The organism is Flavobacterium sp. AK-345 (assembly GCF_058310175.1).
The window spans coordinates 158,065-178,045 of the sequence record NZ_JBZEER010000011.1 but is presented as its reverse complement, the minus strand read 5'-3'; the positions used below and the strand labels follow the sequence as shown (position 1 = coordinate 178,045).

Annotated in this window: 18 protein-coding genes; 10 read left to right on the top strand and 8 right to left on the bottom strand. The window is 33.1% G+C overall.

Annotated features, from left to right (window positions below; genetic code table 11):
* The 3 genes from kduI to AC4FQ3_RS18460 form a co-directional block, all read right to left on the bottom strand.
* Positions 1-837, bottom strand: coding sequence for a 5-dehydro-4-deoxy-D-glucuronate isomerase (kduI, locus tag AC4FQ3_RS18470; protein WP_491182818.1), 837 nt, complete (start codon positions 835-837; stop codon positions 1-3).
* 88 nt (positions 838-925) lie between these two features.
* Positions 926-2,242 carry an MFS transporter gene (locus AC4FQ3_RS18465; protein WP_491182817.1) on the bottom strand — a complete coding sequence of 439 codons (1,317 nt, stop codon included), beginning with the start codon at positions 2,240-2,242 and terminating at the stop codon, positions 926-928.
* 61 nt (positions 2,243-2,303) lie between these two features.
* Positions 2,304-3,749 carry an MFS transporter gene (locus AC4FQ3_RS18460; RefSeq protein WP_491182816.1) on the bottom strand — a complete coding sequence of 482 codons (1,446 nt, stop codon included), beginning with the start codon at positions 3,747-3,749 and terminating at the stop codon, positions 2,304-2,306.
* A gap of 455 nt (positions 3,750-4,204) precedes the next feature.
* Here AC4FQ3_RS18460 and AC4FQ3_RS18455 point away from each other — a divergent pair, with 455 nt between their 5' ends.
* The 9 genes from AC4FQ3_RS18455 (at position 4,205) to AC4FQ3_RS18415 (ending at position 14,832) form a co-directional block, all read left to right on the top strand.
* Positions 4,205-5,149, top strand: a complete 945-nt coding sequence (locus tag AC4FQ3_RS18455; RefSeq protein WP_491182815.1) for an alpha/beta hydrolase — start codon at positions 4,205-4,207, stop codon at positions 5,147-5,149.
* 1,096 nt (positions 5,150-6,245) lie between these two features.
* Complete coding sequence (locus AC4FQ3_RS18450; RefSeq protein WP_042565589.1) at positions 6,246-6,560, top strand: hypothetical protein; 315 nt, start codon at positions 6,246-6,248, stop codon at positions 6,558-6,560.
* A gap of 228 nt (positions 6,561-6,788) precedes the next feature.
* Positions 6,789-7,478, top strand: a complete 690-nt coding sequence (locus AC4FQ3_RS18445; protein WP_042565590.1) for a hydrolase — start codon at positions 6,789-6,791, stop codon at positions 7,476-7,478.
* A 198-nt stretch (positions 7,479-7,676) separates the two neighbouring features.
* The gene (locus AC4FQ3_RS18440; protein WP_491182814.1) at positions 7,677-9,461 is read left to right on the top strand and encodes an amidohydrolase; all 1,785 of its coding nucleotides are present in this window, start codon (positions 7,677-7,679) and stop codon (positions 9,459-9,461) included.
* Positions 9,462-9,467: 6 nt separating this feature from the next.
* Complete coding sequence (locus AC4FQ3_RS18435) at positions 9,468-10,835, top strand: alginate export family protein (protein ID WP_491182813.1); 1,368 nt, start codon at positions 9,468-9,470, stop codon at positions 10,833-10,835.
* A 22-nt stretch (positions 10,836-10,857) separates the two neighbouring features.
* Positions 10,858-11,418 (top strand): 2'-5' RNA ligase family protein, encoded by a 561-nt coding sequence (locus tag AC4FQ3_RS18430; protein ID WP_491182812.1) that lies wholly within the window; start codon positions 10,858-10,860, stop codon positions 11,416-11,418.
* 367 nt (positions 11,419-11,785) lie between these two features.
* Positions 11,786-12,709, top strand: a complete 924-nt coding sequence (locus AC4FQ3_RS18425; RefSeq protein ID WP_073398043.1) for a helix-turn-helix domain-containing protein — start codon at positions 11,786-11,788, stop codon at positions 12,707-12,709.
* Between the two features lie 390 nt (positions 12,710-13,099).
* The gene (locus AC4FQ3_RS18420; RefSeq protein ID WP_463460727.1) at positions 13,100-13,825 is read left to right on the top strand and encodes an SDR family oxidoreductase; all 726 of its coding nucleotides are present in this window, start codon (positions 13,100-13,102) and stop codon (positions 13,823-13,825) included.
* Positions 13,826-14,067: 242 nt separating this feature from the next.
* Positions 14,068-14,832, top strand: a complete 765-nt coding sequence (locus tag AC4FQ3_RS18415; RefSeq protein WP_042565596.1) for an SDR family NAD(P)-dependent oxidoreductase — start codon at positions 14,068-14,070, stop codon at positions 14,830-14,832.
* A gap of 78 nt (positions 14,833-14,910) precedes the next feature.
* Here the strand turns inward: AC4FQ3_RS18415 and AC4FQ3_RS18410 are convergent, their stop codons facing one another.
* The 5 genes from AC4FQ3_RS18410 to AC4FQ3_RS18390 all read right to left on the bottom strand — a co-directional run bounded on the left by AC4FQ3_RS18410 (position 14,911) and on the right by AC4FQ3_RS18390 (position 18,429).
* Positions 14,911-15,381 (bottom strand): hypothetical protein, encoded by a 471-nt coding sequence (locus AC4FQ3_RS18410; RefSeq protein WP_042565597.1) that lies wholly within the window; start codon positions 15,379-15,381, stop codon positions 14,911-14,913.
* Between the two features lie 220 nt (positions 15,382-15,601).
* Complete coding sequence (locus AC4FQ3_RS18405; RefSeq protein ID WP_042565598.1) at positions 15,602-16,042, bottom strand: hypothetical protein; 441 nt, start codon at positions 16,040-16,042, stop codon at positions 15,602-15,604.
* 90 nt (positions 16,043-16,132) lie between these two features.
* A complete protein-coding gene (locus AC4FQ3_RS18400; protein WP_073398040.1) occupies positions 16,133-16,606 on the bottom strand; it encodes a PepSY-like domain-containing protein in 474 nt (157 codons plus the stop codon).
* An 87-nt stretch (positions 16,607-16,693) separates the two neighbouring features.
* Positions 16,694-17,392, bottom strand: a complete 699-nt coding sequence (locus tag AC4FQ3_RS18395; RefSeq protein ID WP_073398039.1) for a LytR/AlgR family response regulator transcription factor — start codon at positions 17,390-17,392, stop codon at positions 16,694-16,696.
* Complete coding sequence (locus AC4FQ3_RS18390) at positions 17,389-18,429, bottom strand: sensor histidine kinase (protein ID WP_491182811.1); 1,041 nt, start codon at positions 18,427-18,429, stop codon at positions 17,389-17,391. The genes AC4FQ3_RS18395 and AC4FQ3_RS18390 overlap by 4 nt, the downstream gene beginning before the upstream one ends.
* A gap of 165 nt (positions 18,430-18,594) precedes the next feature.
* On the opposite strand from AC4FQ3_RS18390, the gene AC4FQ3_RS18385 reads away from it, so the two are divergent.
* Positions 18,595-19,980 (top strand): TolC family protein, encoded by a 1,386-nt coding sequence (locus tag AC4FQ3_RS18385; protein ID WP_491182810.1) that lies wholly within the window; start codon positions 18,595-18,597, stop codon positions 19,978-19,980.
* Position 19,981 lies beyond the last annotated feature (1 nt).

Here is a 19,981-nt window from a genome sequence, read left to right as displayed (position 1 = left end):
TTATCTTAAATCAGTGATTTTACAAACATCCATATCTCCGTAATCTAAATTTTCACCGGCCATTCCCCAAATAAAAGTATAATTTGAAGTTCCTGAACCTGAGTGAATTGACCAAGGTGGAGAAATTACTGCCTGATGATTGTTCATCCAGATATGTCTTGTCTCCTGAGGTTGTCCCATAAAATGACAAACCGCCTGATTTTCCGGAATATCCAAATAAAAATAAACTTCCATTCTACGATCGTGTACGTGAGCTGGCATTGTATTCCAAACGCTTCCCGTTTTTAATTCTGTCATTCCCATTTGCAATTGGCAAGTTGTTACAACACTTCCAATAATCATTTGGTTTACCGTACGGTGATTTGCCGTTTCCATGGTTCCTAACTGCAATTTATTTGCTTGTTCCAAGCTTACTTTTACAGTTGGATATGTTGTGTGTGCCGGAGCAGAATTAATATAAAATTTAGCCGGATTTTTGCTGTCATCACTTTTAAAGATTACTTCTTTATTTCCGCTTCCAATGTATAATGCATCTTTAAAACCTAATTCATAAGATGTTCCGTCAACCAAAACAGAACCGCTTCCGCCAACATTGATGATTCCCATTTCTCTTCTTTCCAGAAAATATCCAGCTTTAAGCGGATCGATCGTTTCAAGAGTCAAATCTTTTACAGGAACTGCAGAACCTGCAATATAGCGGTCGTAATGAGAGTACGTTAAAACAATTTCATCCTCCTGCATTAAATCATCAATTAAGAATTCATTTCTCAATTGTTGTGTGTCGTATTGTTTAACAGCTTCTGGGCTTGACGCGTATCTTGAACTATATTTTGTCATAATTTTTATTTTAATGTAATCGATTGCACAAAATTATATTTTTATCTTCAAATATCATAATACAAATCAAAATTTATTTGTGTTGATTTTACACTTCTACTTTCTTCATCCTCGGAACTAAAATATGCATAATCAGCCACGCCAGCAAATAAGATGCTCCGCAGATGCAAAACATAATAAAGTATCCCGTTTCGATTTTTCCTATTTTAGTATAATAAACAAACATGTTTTTTTGAATCAATAAAGTTAGTAAAATTCCGCCAAGGGCACCGAACATACCTCCTATTCCTGTAACTGAAGCTGTTGCCTTTTTTGGAAACATATCTGAAACAGTTGTAAAAATATTAGCACTCCACGCCTGATGTGCAGAAACCGCTAAACCAATTACCAAAATGGCCCACCAAATATTGATTGCTCCTAAATACTGAGAAAACAAAACCGGTAAAACAGCAAAAGCATAAATTAGCATACTGGTTTTACGCGCTTTATAAGCCGGCCATCCCTTATTTATTAGTTTCAACGGCAACCATCCGCCGCCAATGCTTCCTATACTTCCAATAACGTAAACCAAGGCACAAGGCCAGATAATTTGAGTTGCCGAAAGTTTGTATTGTTTCATTAAAAAATCGGGCAGCCAAAACAAATAAAACCACCAAACAGGATCGGTCAATAATTTTCCAATGGCAAAAGCCCAAGTCTGGCGAAAGCTAAGCAATTTAAACCATGAAACCTTTTCTGTATCTTCAACTTCAACTATTAAGACTTTATCTGAGTTTATGTATTCTAATTCTGCTTGCGATAAACGTTTTTGTTTTTCGGGAATTTCATAATAGATGAACCATAATATCAGCCATACAAAACCAATTATTCCGGTTAAGATAAAAGCCCATTGCCATCCGTAATTCTCTGCAATAAAAGGAACTGACAAAGGGACGATGATCGCTCCGATATTACTTCCTGAATTAAAAATTCCTGTCGCCAAAGCTCTTTCTTTCTGCGGAAACCATTCGGCTGTGGCTTTTATGGCAGCAGGAAAATTTCCTGCTTCTGTAATTCCTAAAAACACTCTTGCAATTAAAAAACCTCCTGTTCCAGTAGCAAGTGCGTGACCAATAGCTGCTAAACTCCATAAACCTGTTGCAATTGCATATCCAATTTTGGTGCCTAGTTTATCAATAATACCACCTGCAACCAGCATTCCGAGTGCATAGGCAATTTTAAACGCTAATTCAATATTCGAATAATCTATAACCTCCTGTTCCGGTGTCCAATGAAAGGCTTCTGCTAAAAAAGGTCTTAGGTAACTTATTACATTTCGATCTAAATAATTGACTGTTGTAGCAAAAAATACTAAACTGCATATTGTCCAGCGATATTTTCCAATTGCCTTATTAGCTTCATTCATAGGTTTTGGTTGGTTAGTTAGTTGGTTATTCTATAGCATATAATTTTTAAAGATTGTAATTTTAAAGATTTGTAATCGGGCTGTATTTTGGTACTAAGGCCTTCATTACGACCCAACCAATTAAGTAACAAACGGCGCAGATAGAGAAAATGATAAAATATCCGGCTTCAATTCCCTTAAAGCCCATAAAAACCATTTCTGTTTCTTTTGCGTGATCAAATAAAAGTCCTGATCCTTTATTAATTAAAGTTGAACCTAAACCTCCTGCCAAACCACCAATTCCGGTAATAGTTGCAATTGCTTTTTTAGGAAACATATCTCCAACAGTAGTAAAAATATTAGCCGACCATGATTGGTGTGCTGCTCCTGCAATACCAATAATGATAACAGGAATCCAATATGTTATATATCCTAAAGGCTGTGCAATTAAGGCTAATAAAGGAAAGAAGGCAAAAATTAACATTGCTCTCATTCTTCCTTCGTATGGATTCATTCCTTTTTTCTCTACAAAATAAGTTGGTAACCAACCGCCAATAATAGAAAGTAATGTGATCATGTAAAGCACAAACAATGGTAAAGCGGCTTGTGTAGAATCCATTCCGTAAACAGAACTTAAATAAGCCGGTGTCCAGAACAAAAAGAACCACCAAACGCCATCTGTCATGAATTTACCAAAGGCAAAAGCCCAGGTTTGTTTGTATTTAAAACAATCTACAAAGGATACTTTTGTTGTGGTTTCAGGAATATAACCTACAATTTTAGCATCAGCAATATCATCTTGTCGTATATATTCTAATTCTTCGGCGCTAACTCTTGGGTGTCTCTCTGGTTTATCATACATAAAAACCCAAAATCCCATCCAAACAAAACCAAGTGCTCCAATAATTATAAAAGCCATCTCCCAACCAAATGATTTTGCTATAAACGGAATCGAAATTGGCGCTGCCAAAGCTCCAACAGTTGCACCGGCGTTAAAAATACTGGTAGAAAATGCTCTGTCTTTTTTAGGAAAATATTCAGCAGTTGTTTTGATTGCGGCAGGAAAATTTCCGGCCTCACCAATTGCAAGGATAAAACGGGCAAAAATAAATAAGCTTACACTTACGTTGATGACCATTCCGGTATCATTTACATTTTTAATGATTTCCTTAGCACCTTCAAAACCCACAAACCAGTTTCCGGTTATGATTCCTGAAGTTGCAATTCCACAAAATGCGTGCAGACACGCACCTATAGACCAAATTCCAATAGCCCAAAGAAATCCTTTTTTAGTATCTAACCAATCCACAAATCTTCCTGCAAACAAAAGAGAAACTGCATAAAAAATAGAGAATAGCGCTGTGATATTCCCGTAATCGTTGTTTGTCCAATGAAATTCAGGAGCTATAAAATCACTCCATGTTAAAGAAAGTACTTGTCTGTCGAGATAATTGATAGTTGTTGCAAAAAATAATAGTGCACAAATACTCCAGCGATACTTTCCGGTGTTTTTTTTGATTTGATTCATAATAATGTAATGGTTAGGCTAGTAATGTTAATAAATTTAAAATTTTTAATCTCACAAATGTAGTTTTGGTTAAGCATTGATCCTGAACTAGATAACTTCTCTTTGTGCAATAAAATTTCAAATAATGTAATCGATTGCACAAATATAGTTCTTAATCTTAATATTCCAAATAAATTATATAAAAAATTATTTTGATGGTATAAATAAACATTTCATATAAAAAAATGAACTCAAATTTACACATTAAATAATATATTTGTTAAAACTGTATATGTGAAATTCATCCGATTTACGTGTGAAAATAGTACTAAAATCAGTACTTCAAAATCAATTTATAACAACTATTCTTATCGAAAGAGAAATAATACTTTTTAAGGGTTCTTAAACACTTTTAATCAATAAAAAAATATAAATTTGACTAACACCTTATAATAATCTATTAAAAACTTTACACATTGAAAAAATTAACAGCCTTTATCGTAAAAAACTCATTTTTAAGCCTGATTTTTATTTTGGGGATTACAAATTTGTCTCAAGCGCAAAACCAGGTTATCCCGCTTTGGAAAGTGATTCCACAAGAAATCAAAGCTCCTGATTATACAGAAAAAGAAGATATTAAAGATGGAAAAGTACAAAGTACAAGCCAGGTTTCAATACCTACTTTAAGTGTTTTTTTACCAAAAGGAATCAAACAAAACCAAACGGCTGTGGTTATTTTTCCAGGTGGCGGATATACACATCTGGCCATTGATAAGGAAGGAACTAAAGTTGCTGAATGGTTTAATGCTCAGGGAATTGTTGCTTTTGTTTTAAAATACAGATTGCCTAACAATTTAATTATGACGAATAAAACTGTTGGTCCATTACAGGATGCACAGGAAGCTATTCGAGTGATAAGACTAAATGCTGCCGTATGGAATATTGACCCAAATAAAATTGGTGTAATGGGATTTTCTGCCGGGGGACATTTGGCTTCGACTTTATCAACTCATTACGATGACAGGGTTTATGAAACTAGTTCAAAAATAAGTGCACGCCCAGATTTTTCACTTCTGATTTATCCTGTAATTTCTATGGAAAATGACATTACACACAAAGGATCTCAAATTAGTTTATTAGGCGAAAACGCTTCACAACAGGATATTGATTCATTTTCTAATGAAAAGAGGGTTACTGCACAAACTCCACCCGCTTTTTTAATACATGCTACAGATGATAGTGTTGTTTTACCAGAAAATAGCATTAATTATTATTTGGCACTTAAAAAAAATGGAGTTACAGCCGAGTTACATTTATATGAAAAAGGAGGTCATGGTTTTGGTTTAGGCGTAAATGATACAAGCAAATTCTGGACAAAAGCCTGTGAGGAATGGCTTAAAAGTAATGGATATAAGAATTAAAGTATTATTTTTTCTCGCAGATTTGGCAGATTGAGCAGATTTTTTTTAATATCTAATTATCGTGTGTCAACTTAAATCTTATCTTTTAAAAATGCTTATTTGTTTAATTAAATTACACTAAGCAATTCACTATAAATACAAAAAGGCAAAACTCATAAAGTTTTGCCTTTTTTAATCAAAAAAAGAAATTGCAAAACAATTCAAACTAAAAAAGGTTTTAAAGCTGGTTTTCTCCGCAAAAAATCAAAATTAACCGGAATTCTTTTATTGGGTTAAATAAAAAAGGATTTTCAAATTAGCTAACGTGTAGCCAATCTAAAAACCCTATAAAAATTAGACAGTATTGTATTTATTTTCAAATTGATACAACGACCACGATCAATGATTTGTCAAATTTTGTTTTAACTAAACTTGTTTTTTCCAAAAAACCTGTAATTTAAAAGTAAGAGATATGTACAAGTCAAAAACTCACTATCCTTACTTTCACGGCGCAAAACTACAAGCTACTTTTTAAAATAGCTTACGGCTTTCCTCATTCTAACATTATTTTAGAAAGAAGTTGCTAAGTGGCTAAGGTTCTAAGATGCTAAGATCTTCTTTATTAATATTCTACATTTTTCATTCTTAAGAAATCAGCAATTAAAAATTTTAGTTTTTTTTTTCTTGTCCTGGATTAAGTTATCAAAATCTCTTTCATTTATACATTTGTAAAATAATTTGTAGTTCTTAGAAAAATTGATGATTCTTAATTCTTAAAAAAGACAATAAAACAAAATTTTAGTTCTTGTTCTAGGTTAAGTTATCACCTTCTTTTTAACTGCTACATTTGTAAAATAAATTAGTAGTTCTTAGAAAAATTGATGATTCTTAATTCTTAAAAAAAGACAATTAAAACAAAAAATTAGTTCTTGTCCTAGGTTAAGTTATCACCTTCTTTTTAACTCATACATTTGTAAAATAAATTAGTAGTTCTTAGAAAAATTGATAATCTTAATTCTTTAAAAAAGACAATTAAAATAAAATTTTAAGTTCTTGTTCTAGATTAAGTTACCACAATCTTTTTAACTGCTACATTTGTAAAATAAATTACTGAATCATGAAAATATTAGAATTTTTAATACTCGGAAAAAACGAAGAAATCTTACCAATTTTACTTCGACTTGTAAACGCAAATGAGAATTGGAATGGAGTAAGTTTCAACGATGAAGAAATTGCTCAAAAATATTTTCTAAACAACAAAATCGATATTGTTCTGTTGAGTTCCGGAATCGAAGATCATATCGAAAAAGAGTTTACTTCTTTTTGTTTAAAAAATCAGCCAGAAGTAGAAGTAATTGAACATTTTGGTGGTGGAAGCGGCTTATTAAAATCCGAAATACAACACCGATTATATCTTAAAGGAAAAATTTAGGTACCAGAGATTTCCTTTTTAAAATTCACTAAAAGCTTTAAATATCGTATTCACGAATATCCAATGTTAAATTGACGATATATCGTTAAAATCTTTATTGCCTTTTTTGAAAAACCTTTTAAAATCAACGCTTTAAAAATAAGGCATTCCATTTGAATGTAAGACGTTGAAAATCAAATGCAAAATAATTTTTAAAAAACCATTTATCAACAACAAAATTTAATTATCATGAAAAAATTAATCTTAACAGCAGCTTTATTATTTGTAACTTTTATAGGTTTCGCACAAAAACCAAGTCCGGCATTACTAGATCCAACAAATCATACTTTAGTACTTATTGATTATGAAAGCCAAATGGCATTTGCAGTAAGCAACATTCCAATTGATCAGCTTAGAAATAACACAGCTTTAGTTGCAGGTGCTTCAAAAATCTTCAAAGTTCCAACAATTGTTACAACTGTTGCCGAAAAATCATTCAGCGGACCCGTTTTTAAAGAAATCGAAGAATTTTATCCACAAAAAACTTCAAACTACATCGATCGTACTTCAATGAATACCTGGGAAGATGTTCCTGCTCACAAAGCAATTACGGAAAAAGGTAAAAAGAAAATCGTTTTTGGAGGATTATGGACAAGTGTTTGTATCGTAGGACCAACATTATCAGCAATAAACGAAGGTTATGATGTGTATGTTATTACAGATGCAAGTGGAGATGTTTCTAAAGAAGCTCACGAAATGGCTGTAACACGTATGGTTCAGGCGGGTGCTCATCCAATAACTTCATTACAATATTTATTAGAATTACAACGTGACTGGGCACGTCAGGGAACTTATGTAGCCGTTACAGATCTTGTTAAAAAATACGGTGGTGCATACGGTGTTGGTGTACAATACGCTCACGAAATGCTAAAACACTAATTGATTTTTAATTAAAAATTGGGAATTAAAAATTAAAAATCTCTTAAATCTGCGGGATTTGCGGCAAAAAATTTAAAACACCACAGAAAACAGCACGTTAAACATTTTTAATTCTTAATTTTTAATTAAATCTACCTAAGAAAGGCTGTGTTAAGTCACAGCCTTTTTTTTACCCAAAACCCAATAAAAACCATTATTATGAAACTGAATATCAAAATATTAGCCTTTTTACTAATCATTTCGCTGCCTATTTTCGCTCAAGGCAAAAAAGCCACCCTTATCGTTCATCATGCCGTTATTCATACTTTGGATGATAAAAATACAATTGTTGAAGCTATGGCTGTAGCCGATGGGAAAATTTTGAAAACAGGAAAAAACAGTGAAATTTTAAAATTAAAAGACAAAAAAACCACTGTAATCGATGCAAAAGGAAAAGTAATTATTCCGGGAATATTTGATTCTCATATGCATATTATTCGTGGTGGAAGATTCTTTAATACCGAATTGCGCTGGGATGGCGTTCGATCTTTAAAAAGAGCTTTGGCAATGTTGAAAGAACAGGCACAAAGAACTCCAAAAGGGCAATGGGTTCGTGTTGTTGGCGGGTGGAATGCTTATCAATTTGAAGAAAAAAGACTACCAACTCTGGAAGAAATAAACGAGGCAACAGGTGATGTTCCAACTTTTGTTCTTCATTTGTATGGGCACGCTTATCTTAATAAAGCCGGATTAACAGTTTTAAAAATTGATGCAAATACCCCAAACCCAAATGGCGGACTTGTAGAAAAAGATGCCAGCGGAAACCCAACCGGATTATTAGTTGCAGAACCAAATGCGTTCATTTTATACTCGACACTTTCAAAACTTCCTGAGTTATCTCCGGAAGAAAAAATAAATTCAACAAAACAATTCATGACCGAAATGAATCGTCTTGGAGTAACGGCAATTATTGATGCAGGCGGCGGGTTTCAAAACTTCCCTGACGATTATGGCGTAACAAACGGATTATGCAAAGACAGTGATCTTACCATCAGAATGCCCTATTATTTATTTGCCCAAAAAGCAGGAAGCGAACTTAACGATTATACAAAATGGGTAAGCACAGTTGAAATTGGCGAAGGCTGCGACGATCACGATACAGATAAAGTAGAATATCACGCTCAGGGAGCCGGAGAAAACCTGGTAATGAGTGCCGGAGATTTTGAAAACTTTGACAAACCAAGACCGGAATTAAGCCCGGCAATGGAAGGTCAATTGAAAGAAGTTTTGTCATTATTAATTAAAAACAGATGGCCATTTAGAATTCATGCAACTTATAATGAAAGCATTACACGTTTCTTAAACGTTATTGAAGAAATTGATAAAGAAACGCCGCTAAACGGACTTTTATGGTTTTTCGATCACGGAGAAACCGTTTCTCTGGAAAATTTAAAACGTATTAAAGCTTTAAACGGAGGTTTGGCAATTCAGCACAGAATGGCTTATCAGGGAGAAAGTTTTATTAAAAGATATGGAAAAACGGCTGCTGCAAACACCGTTCCGCTAAAAAAGATTCTTGAAATGGGAATCAAAGTTGGAATGGGAACCGACGGAACTCGTGTTGCCAGCTATAATCCGTGGGTTGGTTTGTATTGGTTAACAACCGGAAAAACTCTAGGCGGTTTAAAATATATGAACGACGAAAATATTCAGGACAGAACTGCTGCTCTTAAATTATTTACTTACGGAAGTGCGCAATTAATCAATTTAGAAAAAGACCGCGGAATGCTTACCGCAAATAAACTGGCCGATTTCGCCATTCTTTCTGACGATTACTTCAATACAACAGAAGAAAAAATATTAAATATTGAATCAGAACTTACTGTAGTAAATGGCAAAGTGGTGTATGCCGATAATGATTTTAGAACATTTGCACAACCAACTCCAAAAGCAATTCCGGAGTGGAGTCCGGTAAACTATTTTGGAGGATATCAAAAAAACTAAATTACTATGAAAACGTTATTCCGATTATTGTTGCTTTTAGGAATTATTTTTTCGGCAAATGCACAGCAAAGACCAGTTTTTCAAAAGCTGCGATATGACGATGATTTGACTTATTTAAAGGATTCTACCAGAAATTGGTACGAAAAAATTAAATATATCCCACTGAGCCAGAACAGTAACTATTATGCCACTATTGGCGGTGAAGCAAGATTGCAATATACTTATACCATAAATGATAAATGGGGCGATGACTCTGATGAAGGCGACGGTTATTTACTTTCCCGTTATCTCCTTCATGCTGATATTCATTTAGGAGCTTTCAGGACTTTCGTAGAATTACAAAGCAGTCTAGCCAACAGTAAAACTGATCCAAGTCCGGTTGATGAAAATGAACTGGACTTTCACCAGGCATTTCTGGACATTGATTTTATTAAAAATGAAAACGAACGTTTTACATTACGTTCCGGAAGACAGGAAATGTCGTATGGTTCGCAGCGTTTAATAGCAGTTCGCGAAGGTCCAAACAGTCGTCTTGCTTTTGATGCTGTCAAATTATTTTACAGAAAGAACAACTGGCAAACAGATGCCTTTTATACGCATCCTATCGCCAATAAACAGGGAACTTTTAACGATGGATTTAATGAAAATGCCCAATTCTGGGGAAGTTATACTGTAATTCATAAAGTGCCTTTTATCCAGAATATCGATTTTTATTATTTAGGATTATGGAAAAAAAGAGCCGTTTTTGACGATGCCGTTGGCGAAGAAAATCGTCAGTCTATCGGAACAAGAATCTGGAAAAACAAAGGAAACTGGAAATATGATTTTGAAGGATTGTATCAATTTGGAAACATCAATGACAAAACAGTTTCTGCCTGGACAATTTCCTCTTTTGCCTGTTATACTTTTTCAGAAGTAAAATTTAATCCAGAAATTGGACTAAAAACAGAAATTATTTCAGGAGATAAAAATTTAGACGATAATCATTTACAAACCTTTAATCCCTTATATCCAAGAGGTGCGTATTTTGGATTAGTTGCCCTTATTGGTCCGTCAAATTTAATTGATATTCATCCTTCGATTGATTTTACTTTAACTGAAAAATTAGGTCTCGGATTTGATTGTGATATTTTCTGGAGGCAAACTATAAGTGATGGCCTATATGCGCCAAATATGCAATTATTGTATTCAGGAAAAGATACGACAGAACGTTTTATAGGCTCACAATTCATCACTAATTTAGATTATACTGCCAATGATTTTCTGTCTTTTACATTAGAAAGCGGTTGGTTCAATGCAGGTTCATTCTTAAAAGAAGTTGGTACAGGAAAAGATTATTTTTATGCAGCTTTGACGGCTCAATTTAAATTCTAAATTTGTGTAAATCAAATCACAAATGGAAAAAAAATATTCGGTTGCCATTTATCCTTCGCAAGAAGTAATTGATGCTGTCAAAACGATGAAGGATTATTTAAAAAGCAAAATAGATTGGTATAACAGCTGCAATTCAGTCGCACATATTACAATTTGCGAATTTACTATTGATGAAACTCAAATCGAAAAATACAAACAAAAACTTTTTAAGATTTGCGATACGTTTACACCTTTTCAGGTAAATTTAGATCATTTTGGATCTTATGTAAATGGCGCTTTTTTCATCGCACCAAATGAACATTCAGCCAATCATCTAAAGCCGATCATGAAAAAAACTCAGGAAGCTTTAAAACCTTTAAAACTCAAAAAAAGCGACGATCCACATATGTCTATTGGTCGAAAATTAATTCCCGAAAATCTTAAAATAGCCACACAGCTTTTTACCACAATTAATATTGATTTTTTGTGCTGTGAAATTGTTTTACGAGAATTTGATCCTATAAAAAAACAGTTTTTTGTTATTGATACCTTTTCTTTTAATGGCAATTCACAACCGGAATTAATTCAGGGAAGTTTGTTTTAAGTTTTTGACACAAAGGCGCTAAGGCACAAAGATTAAAAAAACACAATATATAAACATAGCCAACGGTTTCAACCGTTGGAGCGCAATACATTCACAATACATTTTCACAATACATTTTTACAATACATTTTTACAATACGTTTCAATAATACGTTTCAATAATACGTTTCAATAATACGTTTCCCACGGTTGAAACCGTGGGCTATATCAAATAGCTATAAAACCTTAAATCTTCTGTTTATTTTTCTTTCTTTATAATTACAAAAATCAAAATCCCAACAAAATAAACTTTGTGCCTTAGTGCCTTCGTGGCAAAAAACCATCCTGCAAATATTTTTCGTATATTTGAATTTTACAATTCACCCTTATGAAAACTCTGGATTCATTTTATCAGGATATTACCGAAGGTTCAACCGTTGAACCAAATTCTTTATTACCCAACGACATAAAAAAAGAAATCGGTCATTTTAATATTTTCGACATCAAAGAACTTTTGGAAAGAATGCAGGGAAAATCGTTTATGCCTTATGACAGAAGGGCTTATTATAAAATAAGTTTGATTCGAGGCAAAAACAGATCTGAATATGCTGATAAAATAATCGAAATCGAAAAACAGGGATTATTATTTGCTACACCAAAAATCCCGTATAATTATGTTCCGCAGGATACCAATCAGGCTGGGCAATTTTGTGTTTTTACCAGTGAATTTCTTTCGAAAAATAAAAGCGGAATTGATCTCGATGAACTTCCAATTTTTGCTTCAGACGGATATCCTGTTTTTCAGCTTACAGATGAAGAAGTTTTAGAAGTTGAATTGATTTTCAATAAAATACAAAAAGAAATCAATTCTGATTATGTTTATAAATACGATCTAATTCGAAATTATGTTGCTGAATTAATTCACTTCGGACAAAAATTACAACCCATAACAGCACTTTATTCTAAACATAATTCAGCAGCGAGAGTTTCCTCATTATTTGCAGAATTACTTGAAAGACAATTCCCTATAGAATCTCCGCATCAGCGATTAGAACTACGAACGGCCAAAGATTTTGCAGAAAGATTATCCGTTCATGTCAACCATTTAAATAAGGTTTTAAAAGAAAATACAGGAAAAACAACCACAGAATTAATCAGTAACCGATTAACAAACGAAGCCAAAATTCTTTTAAAACAAACGGATTGGAATATTTCTGAAATTGCGTATTCACTTGGTTTTGAAGAACTGGCACATTTTTCTAACTTCTTTAAAAAGCAAACAACCATTACGCCTCTGGCTTTTCGCACCTAATTTTAGATTGTAGAGTTTAGATTTTAGATTTATGTCAAATCGTTATCACAACGCATGTCCTCCTGAGCGAAGTCTAAGGACACACATTGTATAGATTCAGCATGAGATCCTTCGACTTCGCTCAGGAAGACACAAATTGAGAAAAAAATCCGCGATAATCCGTGTCTTCGCAAAGCGAACCCGCGTCATCCGCGTTCAATTACACGCTTGTAAACTTTAGTTGATATATGAGTAAGATTGCTTCGTATCTCGCAATGACTAAACCTGATTTTTAAAATTGGAATTTAATTTTCCTCTGATTTGAATTTCGCAAACATCGGTTTGATATTTACAACTCCCCATTTCTACTTCACTCCTACCTTTGTCTTATTAATTTAAAGATCAGAAAAAATGGAATTATCAAACAACAAAATTTTAATAACCGGTGGCGCAAGCGGCATCGGACTTGGATTGACACAAAGATTTATTGAAGAAAATAACACCGTAATTATTTGCGGAAGAAGAGAATCAGTTTTAAATGAAGTAAAAGCAAAATTTCCAACCGTAATTACAAAGGTTTGTGATTTATCCAGCGAAAAAGAACGAATTGAGCTTTACGAATGGATTTCTGAAAACCACAGCGATTTGAATGTTTTGGTAAATAATGCAGGTATTCAAAATTGGATTTCTGTTGATGACGCAAATTTCTTCGAAAGCGCAAAAAATGAACTTGCTACTAATATAGAAGCTCCCTTACATTTAACATCGCTTTTCATCAACTTAAAATCACTTTCAACAGTTATGAACGTAACTTCGGGATTGGCATTTTCACCATTTGCAAAAGTTCCGGTCTATTCAGCAACCAAAGCATTTTTCCGTTCGTTTACCCTATCGCTTCGTCATTTATTGAAAGCAAAAAACATTGAAGTAATCGAAATTATTCCGCCTGCATTAAATACAGATCTTGGCGGAATTGGTTTACACAACGCACATCCAAGTGTAGCTGATTTCATTGTTTCTATTTTTGATCAATTAAAGCAAGGTAAAAACGAATTGACTTTCGGAACCAGCGAAACAAGATTAAACGCAAGTGTCCCGGAATTAAAAGCACATTTTGAAGCATTGCATTCAAATTAATAAAAACGCAAATACTCAAACACATAGAAACATAGAAACATAGACATTGTAAACGCTAAAAAAAGGCATTTCATTTTATTAAAACAAACATAGAAAGATAGATTAGCTAAAACTATGTGTTAGAAACTAGTTTCTTTTTACAATCTTTTTAACAAAATAAAATCTATGCTTCTATGTGTTTAATTTTTTTTCACGCAGATTTAGCAGATCAGCAGATTTTTAATTCTTAATTCATTATCAAAATGGCAGTAAATACAAAAATCGCTTTAGTAACAGGCGGAAGCAGAGGTTTAGGAAAAAATATGGCAATTGCAATTGCTAAAAAGGGAATCGATGTAATCATTACATACAACAGCAAAAAAGAAGAAGCTGACGCAGTTGTAAAAGAAATCGAAAGTTTAGGACAAAATGCAGCGGCACTTCAATTAAATGTTGCCGATTCAGGAACTTTTGATTCTTTTTTCGAAAATATTTCAGTAACTTTAAAAAACATTTTTAAAACTGATAAATTTGATTTTCTTGTAAACAACGCCGGAATAGGAATTCATAATTCTTTCGTTGGAACAACTGAAGCAGAATTTGATCAATTAACTAATATTCAGTTTAAAGGACCATTTTTCCTGACTCAAAAAGCTCTTAACGTAATGAATGATGGAGGTGGAATTGTAAATATTTCAACCGGTTTGGCAAGATTTTCATTTCCTGGTTACGCGGCTTATGCTTCTATGAAAGGTGCAATCGAAACTTTAACAAAATATCAGGCAAAAGAATTAGGTACAAGAAAAATTAGAGCCAATGTTGTTGCTCCGGGCGCTATTGAAACTGATTTTGGAGGTGGAGTTGTTCGTGATAACGAACAAATGAACCAACAAATTGCTTCAGTTACTGCGTTAGGAAGAGTTGGTTTACCAGAAGATATTGGCGGAGTCGTTGCTTTTTTATGTAGCGAAGAAGCACGCTGGATAAATGCACAACGCATTGAAGTTTCTGGCGGAATGATGTTATAATTTAACTAAGTCCACGATCGGTTAAGCCCGGCAAGTTTTAAAACTTGTCGGGTTTGCTATTAAAAATCAAATTGATTTCTACAGAAAGTGTATCTCTATTCTTTTAACATATTCTCCATTTTTATCGAAGATAATATTGTACAGTTTTTTATCTTTTTTTGCTACTGCAACGTACGTTTCATTATTTTTATCATCAATCATATAAAAAATCTTACCAACAGACTTGACTTTTCCCTTATCCGGATAATTTTTCTTCAAATAATTTTGAGATTTTAAAGGCAATTTGACAATTGCAGTTTGTGTTTTTAAGGATTTGAAAACTCCATTGCTATCATAAAGCACAATTGCCTTACTTTTTTTGTCATCAGTAAACTCTCCCTCAAAATAAACATCCTCATCTTTACCATACTCAATAGACCAAACAACAGTTTTTTTCGGATATTGACTTTCAAAAGATTTCGTTACATTTTCCGGCGGTACTATAATAGCATCTTGTGCTATTAAAAAATTACAATATAAAAAAGTCACGAATAGTAGAATGTTTCTCATTTAATATATATTATAAGTTAAAGACTACAAATTAAATAATTAAAACTAATACTATCCTAATGAAAAGGAAATAAGTTTTTACATTTTATCTGTTGACTGATTTTCAGATATTGACTTCCATATATTTTTATAAAACAAAACCCAACGGATTTTAAAAATCTGTCGGGTTTGTCTTTTCAATATAATTGAATTAGTAAGCAACCTTTAATTTATGTTAGATTTACATCTGAACTTCTCCTTCTTTATTAAAAATAACATCATAAAATTTGATATTATTCTTTCCTTCGACTTTATATGTTGTTTTATTTTGAGCATCAATCACAAGTAAAATTTGCCTCGCAGGCTTAGCCGGATATTCTTTTTTAAGATAAAGTTGTGCTTTAAAAGGCAATTGATCTATCTGAATTTGTGTTTTGTAAGCCTTAAAAACTCCTTTGCCATCATAAACGGCGTATGCTTTAGTTGTCGCTGTTTCCTTAAATTTTGCTTCAAATTTTATATCATCTTTCTGATCACCCTGTTCTATCGACCAAAGTGCCGCTTTGTTTGGATATTGTTTCTCAAATGCCATTTTTACATTAGCAGGTGGTAAAACACCATTTTTTTGCCCCATTACCAAACTACTAATTAAAAAAGCTGCGGCCAAGTAAAAATTTTTCATGTTTATAAATTGATTTTATTCTGGCAATAAAAATACATCTTTTTATAACATGAAAGATAAATCTTACAAAAATTAACTTTTTATAAATTTTTAATCTTTTTGAATACTAACATCAAAACCACCATTTTTATCGAAGATAACATCATAAAATTTTGAGTTATTTTCAACACCAACCTCATATGTTGTTTTGTTTTTATCGTCAACAACAACTGCAATTTCATGAATAGCTTTTGCAGGATAATTTTTCTTTAGGTAAGCCTGTGCTTTCTGTGGCAGCTGACTGTACGGAATCTGCAATTCATAAGCTTTTAAATATCCTAAATTATCATAAACTGCGAGTGCCTTCGTGTTTTTATCGGCATTAAATTTAGCTTCGTATCTAATTTCATCATTATCATCGCCAACATATTCTAATGACCAAACTGGCACTTTGTTGGGGTATTGTTTTTCAAAATTAAACCTTACTTTTTCAGGTGGAGTAATTTCTCCCGTGGGCATAATTCCATTTTGTGCCATCAAAAAACTGCTGCAAAAACATGCGAAAGCAAAAATTATGTTTTTCATGATTTCAATACTTTAATTAAACAACCTTTAAATTACGTACTAAAACTACTACTTTTAAATGAATTTAAAATGAAATCTATAAATTTTTTATTTCTTTAGTCGATCAGATAATTCTCTTTTATATGTAATACCAATTGGCAATTTTTCTTTTCTGATAACAACAAAATCCTTCTCAGTTTCATCAATTTTATCGAGCGCAACAATATATGATTTATGAATACGCATGAAATTTTTCTCCGGAAGGCATTTTTCAAATTCACTTGTTGTGATAGACGCCAAATACGTTCGTTTAGTGGTATGCAGTTTCACATAATTTCCAAAACTCTGTGCAAACAAAAGCTGATCTAACTCAATATCAACAAAATAACCATCTACTTTTACACTTACAGAATTGACAATTACTTCATCTTCTTTTGCTTTTACATTCTCTGTTCCAAAGAAACGATCCACGGCTTTTAAAAATCTTGGAAAATAAATCGGTTTCAATAAATAATCGATCACGCCATAATCATAACTTTCCAAAGCAAATTCAGAATACGCTGTTGTTAAAATAGTTTTAGGATGTGTTGGAATAATCTTTAGCAATTCCATTCCTGAAATTTCCGGCATATTAATGTCTAAAAACATCAAATCAACTTTATTTTCACGAAGATAATCCATTGCTTCAATGCCGTTATAACCCTGAAAAACCAATTCTAATTGCGGATTTTGCTTGATATAATTCGCCAGAACGTAATGCGCAGCCGGCTCATCATCAACAATTATACATTTTTTTGGCTCTTTCATTCTACAAACTTTTTCAGTTGCAATTTCAAATCTACGATATAGGTATTTTTATTGTCCTGAATATTCAATTTATAGTCTTTTCCATAAATCAAATTCAAACGTTCGATGGTATTTTTTAATCCAATTTTAGTTGAAACTACATCGGTTTTTTTATCCGGAATCGAATTTACAACATGCAAATGCAGCAAACCGTTTTCGACCGTAACAATGATTCGAACAAAACATTTTTCGATCGCGCAGGTTCCGTGTTTAAAGGCATTTTCGATAAAAGCGATTAATAACATTGGCGAAACTTTATAGGCGTTTTCGTTGTCGATTTTGCAATCGTATGTAATATCACAACGATATCCAACTCTTTCTTTTTCAAGCTGCACATAACTGTTTATAAATTCCAGTTCATCTTCGAGAGATACACATTTTTTACTGTTACTTTCAAGCTGATAGCGCATCAATTGCGAGACTTTCATGATCAAATCCGGAGTTCTTTCGGGGAATTCCAAACTAATGCCGTAAAGCGTATTAAAGGTATTGAATAAAAAATGAGGATTCAATTGTCCTTTCAAAGAATTCAACTGCATTTCATTAAACAACAAAGCTTCGTCGGTTTGTTTTCTGTGAATTCTGTAGAATTTAAATACAATAATCGGACTTAAAATACAAACCAAAGTTCCCAATACACTCGCAAATTGGTAGACATAACTTCGCTGATGCGAGTTTTGATACAAACGGCAATTACTAAACATTTCGAGCATCATAATTTCGTATAAAACGATAGAAAAAACGAAAACTCCAAATAATGTTAATAGCACATAAGTTACCGGACGACGGGTTTTGAATAAGATTGGCAGGAGAAAAAATCGGTTAAACTGGGCATGCATATATAAAATGAAGTAAAAAAAAATGCCCATTAAAATGGAAGTAAAAGAACTAAATAACATCCAGTCATTTTTTAACGTGTAGATGGTAAATGAAAAGGCAACAACGGCAATTTCCTGCCACCATTTGTTGTCCAATATGTTATCAAATTTTTTATTCATTTTTAATACTTAAATAGTTTACAAAGTACGGACAAATATTTAATTTCTTTTTCCAAAAAATGACGAATTGAATTTGTCATTTTTTAGTGCAGTACATCATTTAAGATGACATTTATCAGCGTAAGACAAATAATTTTGTTCTATAATTTGATACCACGAACTTTTATGTATTTCAAAAAAATTACCTTATTATTTTTCTTGATTTTTGCATCAATCGGTTACTCACAAACCTTATCTTTAAAAGATGCCATTAAAACCGGCCTTGAAAATTACGGTTCGATAAAAGCAAAAACCAACTACACAAGCGCTTCGCGAGAGACTCTCAAGCAATCTAAACGCGATTATTTACCTAATTTAAACTTGTCTGCCCAACAAGATTACGGAACTATCAACGGGCAAAACGGAGCTTTATACGGTTTTAATGGTTTAGGAACAGCTTCTTCGGGACCTGCCCTGCCGGATCAAAACTGGAATTCTGCTTTTGGTGCTTTGTATTTAGTCAACATGAACTGGGATTTTTTCACTTTTGGAAAAGCAAAAGAAAGAATCAATCTGGCTAAAGTTGATCTTAAAGCAAAAGAAAACGATTTGAAACAGGAAATGTTTCAACAGGAAATTAAAATTTCTGCGGCTTACCTTAATTTACTGGCCAGCCAACGATTACTGATTTCGCAGCAAAAGAATTTAGATCGCGCCGAAGTTTTTAAAAGAACAGCCGTTGTACGTGTTAAAAACGGATTATTGGCAGGAGTCGATTCTACTTTGGCTACAGCCGAAGTTTCAAAAGCCAAAATCGCTTTGAATCTGGCGAAAAACTTCGTAAAAGAACAAAACAATAAACTGGTTGATTTGATGGGCGTTGCGCCTCAGGATTTTGTTACCGATACTTTATTTGTAAGCAATATCCCGAAAGCACTTTTAATGGAAGAAAAATCAACTGATAGCTTACATCCGTTATTACAATTATATAAAACGAGAATTGATTACAGCAATCAGCAAGTTAAATTATACAAGCGATTTTATTACCCAACAATGACGGCTTTTGGTGTTTTACAAACCCGAGCTTCAGGATTTAATTCTGATTATATTACTGATCAAACAGCCTTTACCAGAAATTATTGGGATGGTGTAAATCCGGATCGCACGAATTATTTGGTGGGAATTGGAATTAGCTGGAACCTGACAACGCCTTTTAGAATGAGCAAACAAGTTAGCGCTCAGAAATACGTTTCGCAAGGTTTGCAGGAAGAATACAATCAGGCTGACAGGGAATTAAAATCGCAATTGAATTTTGCCGATGATAAGATAAAAATTACGCTGGAAAATTATGCCGAAGCGCCAATTCAGGTAAATGCAGCCCAGAAAGCATACTTGCAAAAATCGACTTTATACAAAAACGGTTTGACTGATTTGACTGATCTAACGCAGATTATGTACACTTTAAACCGTGCCGAAATCGATCGTGATATCGTCAATAATAATGTATGGCAATCGTATTTGCTAAAAGTAGCCGCTACGGGCAATTTCGACTTATTTATAAATGAATTTTAAT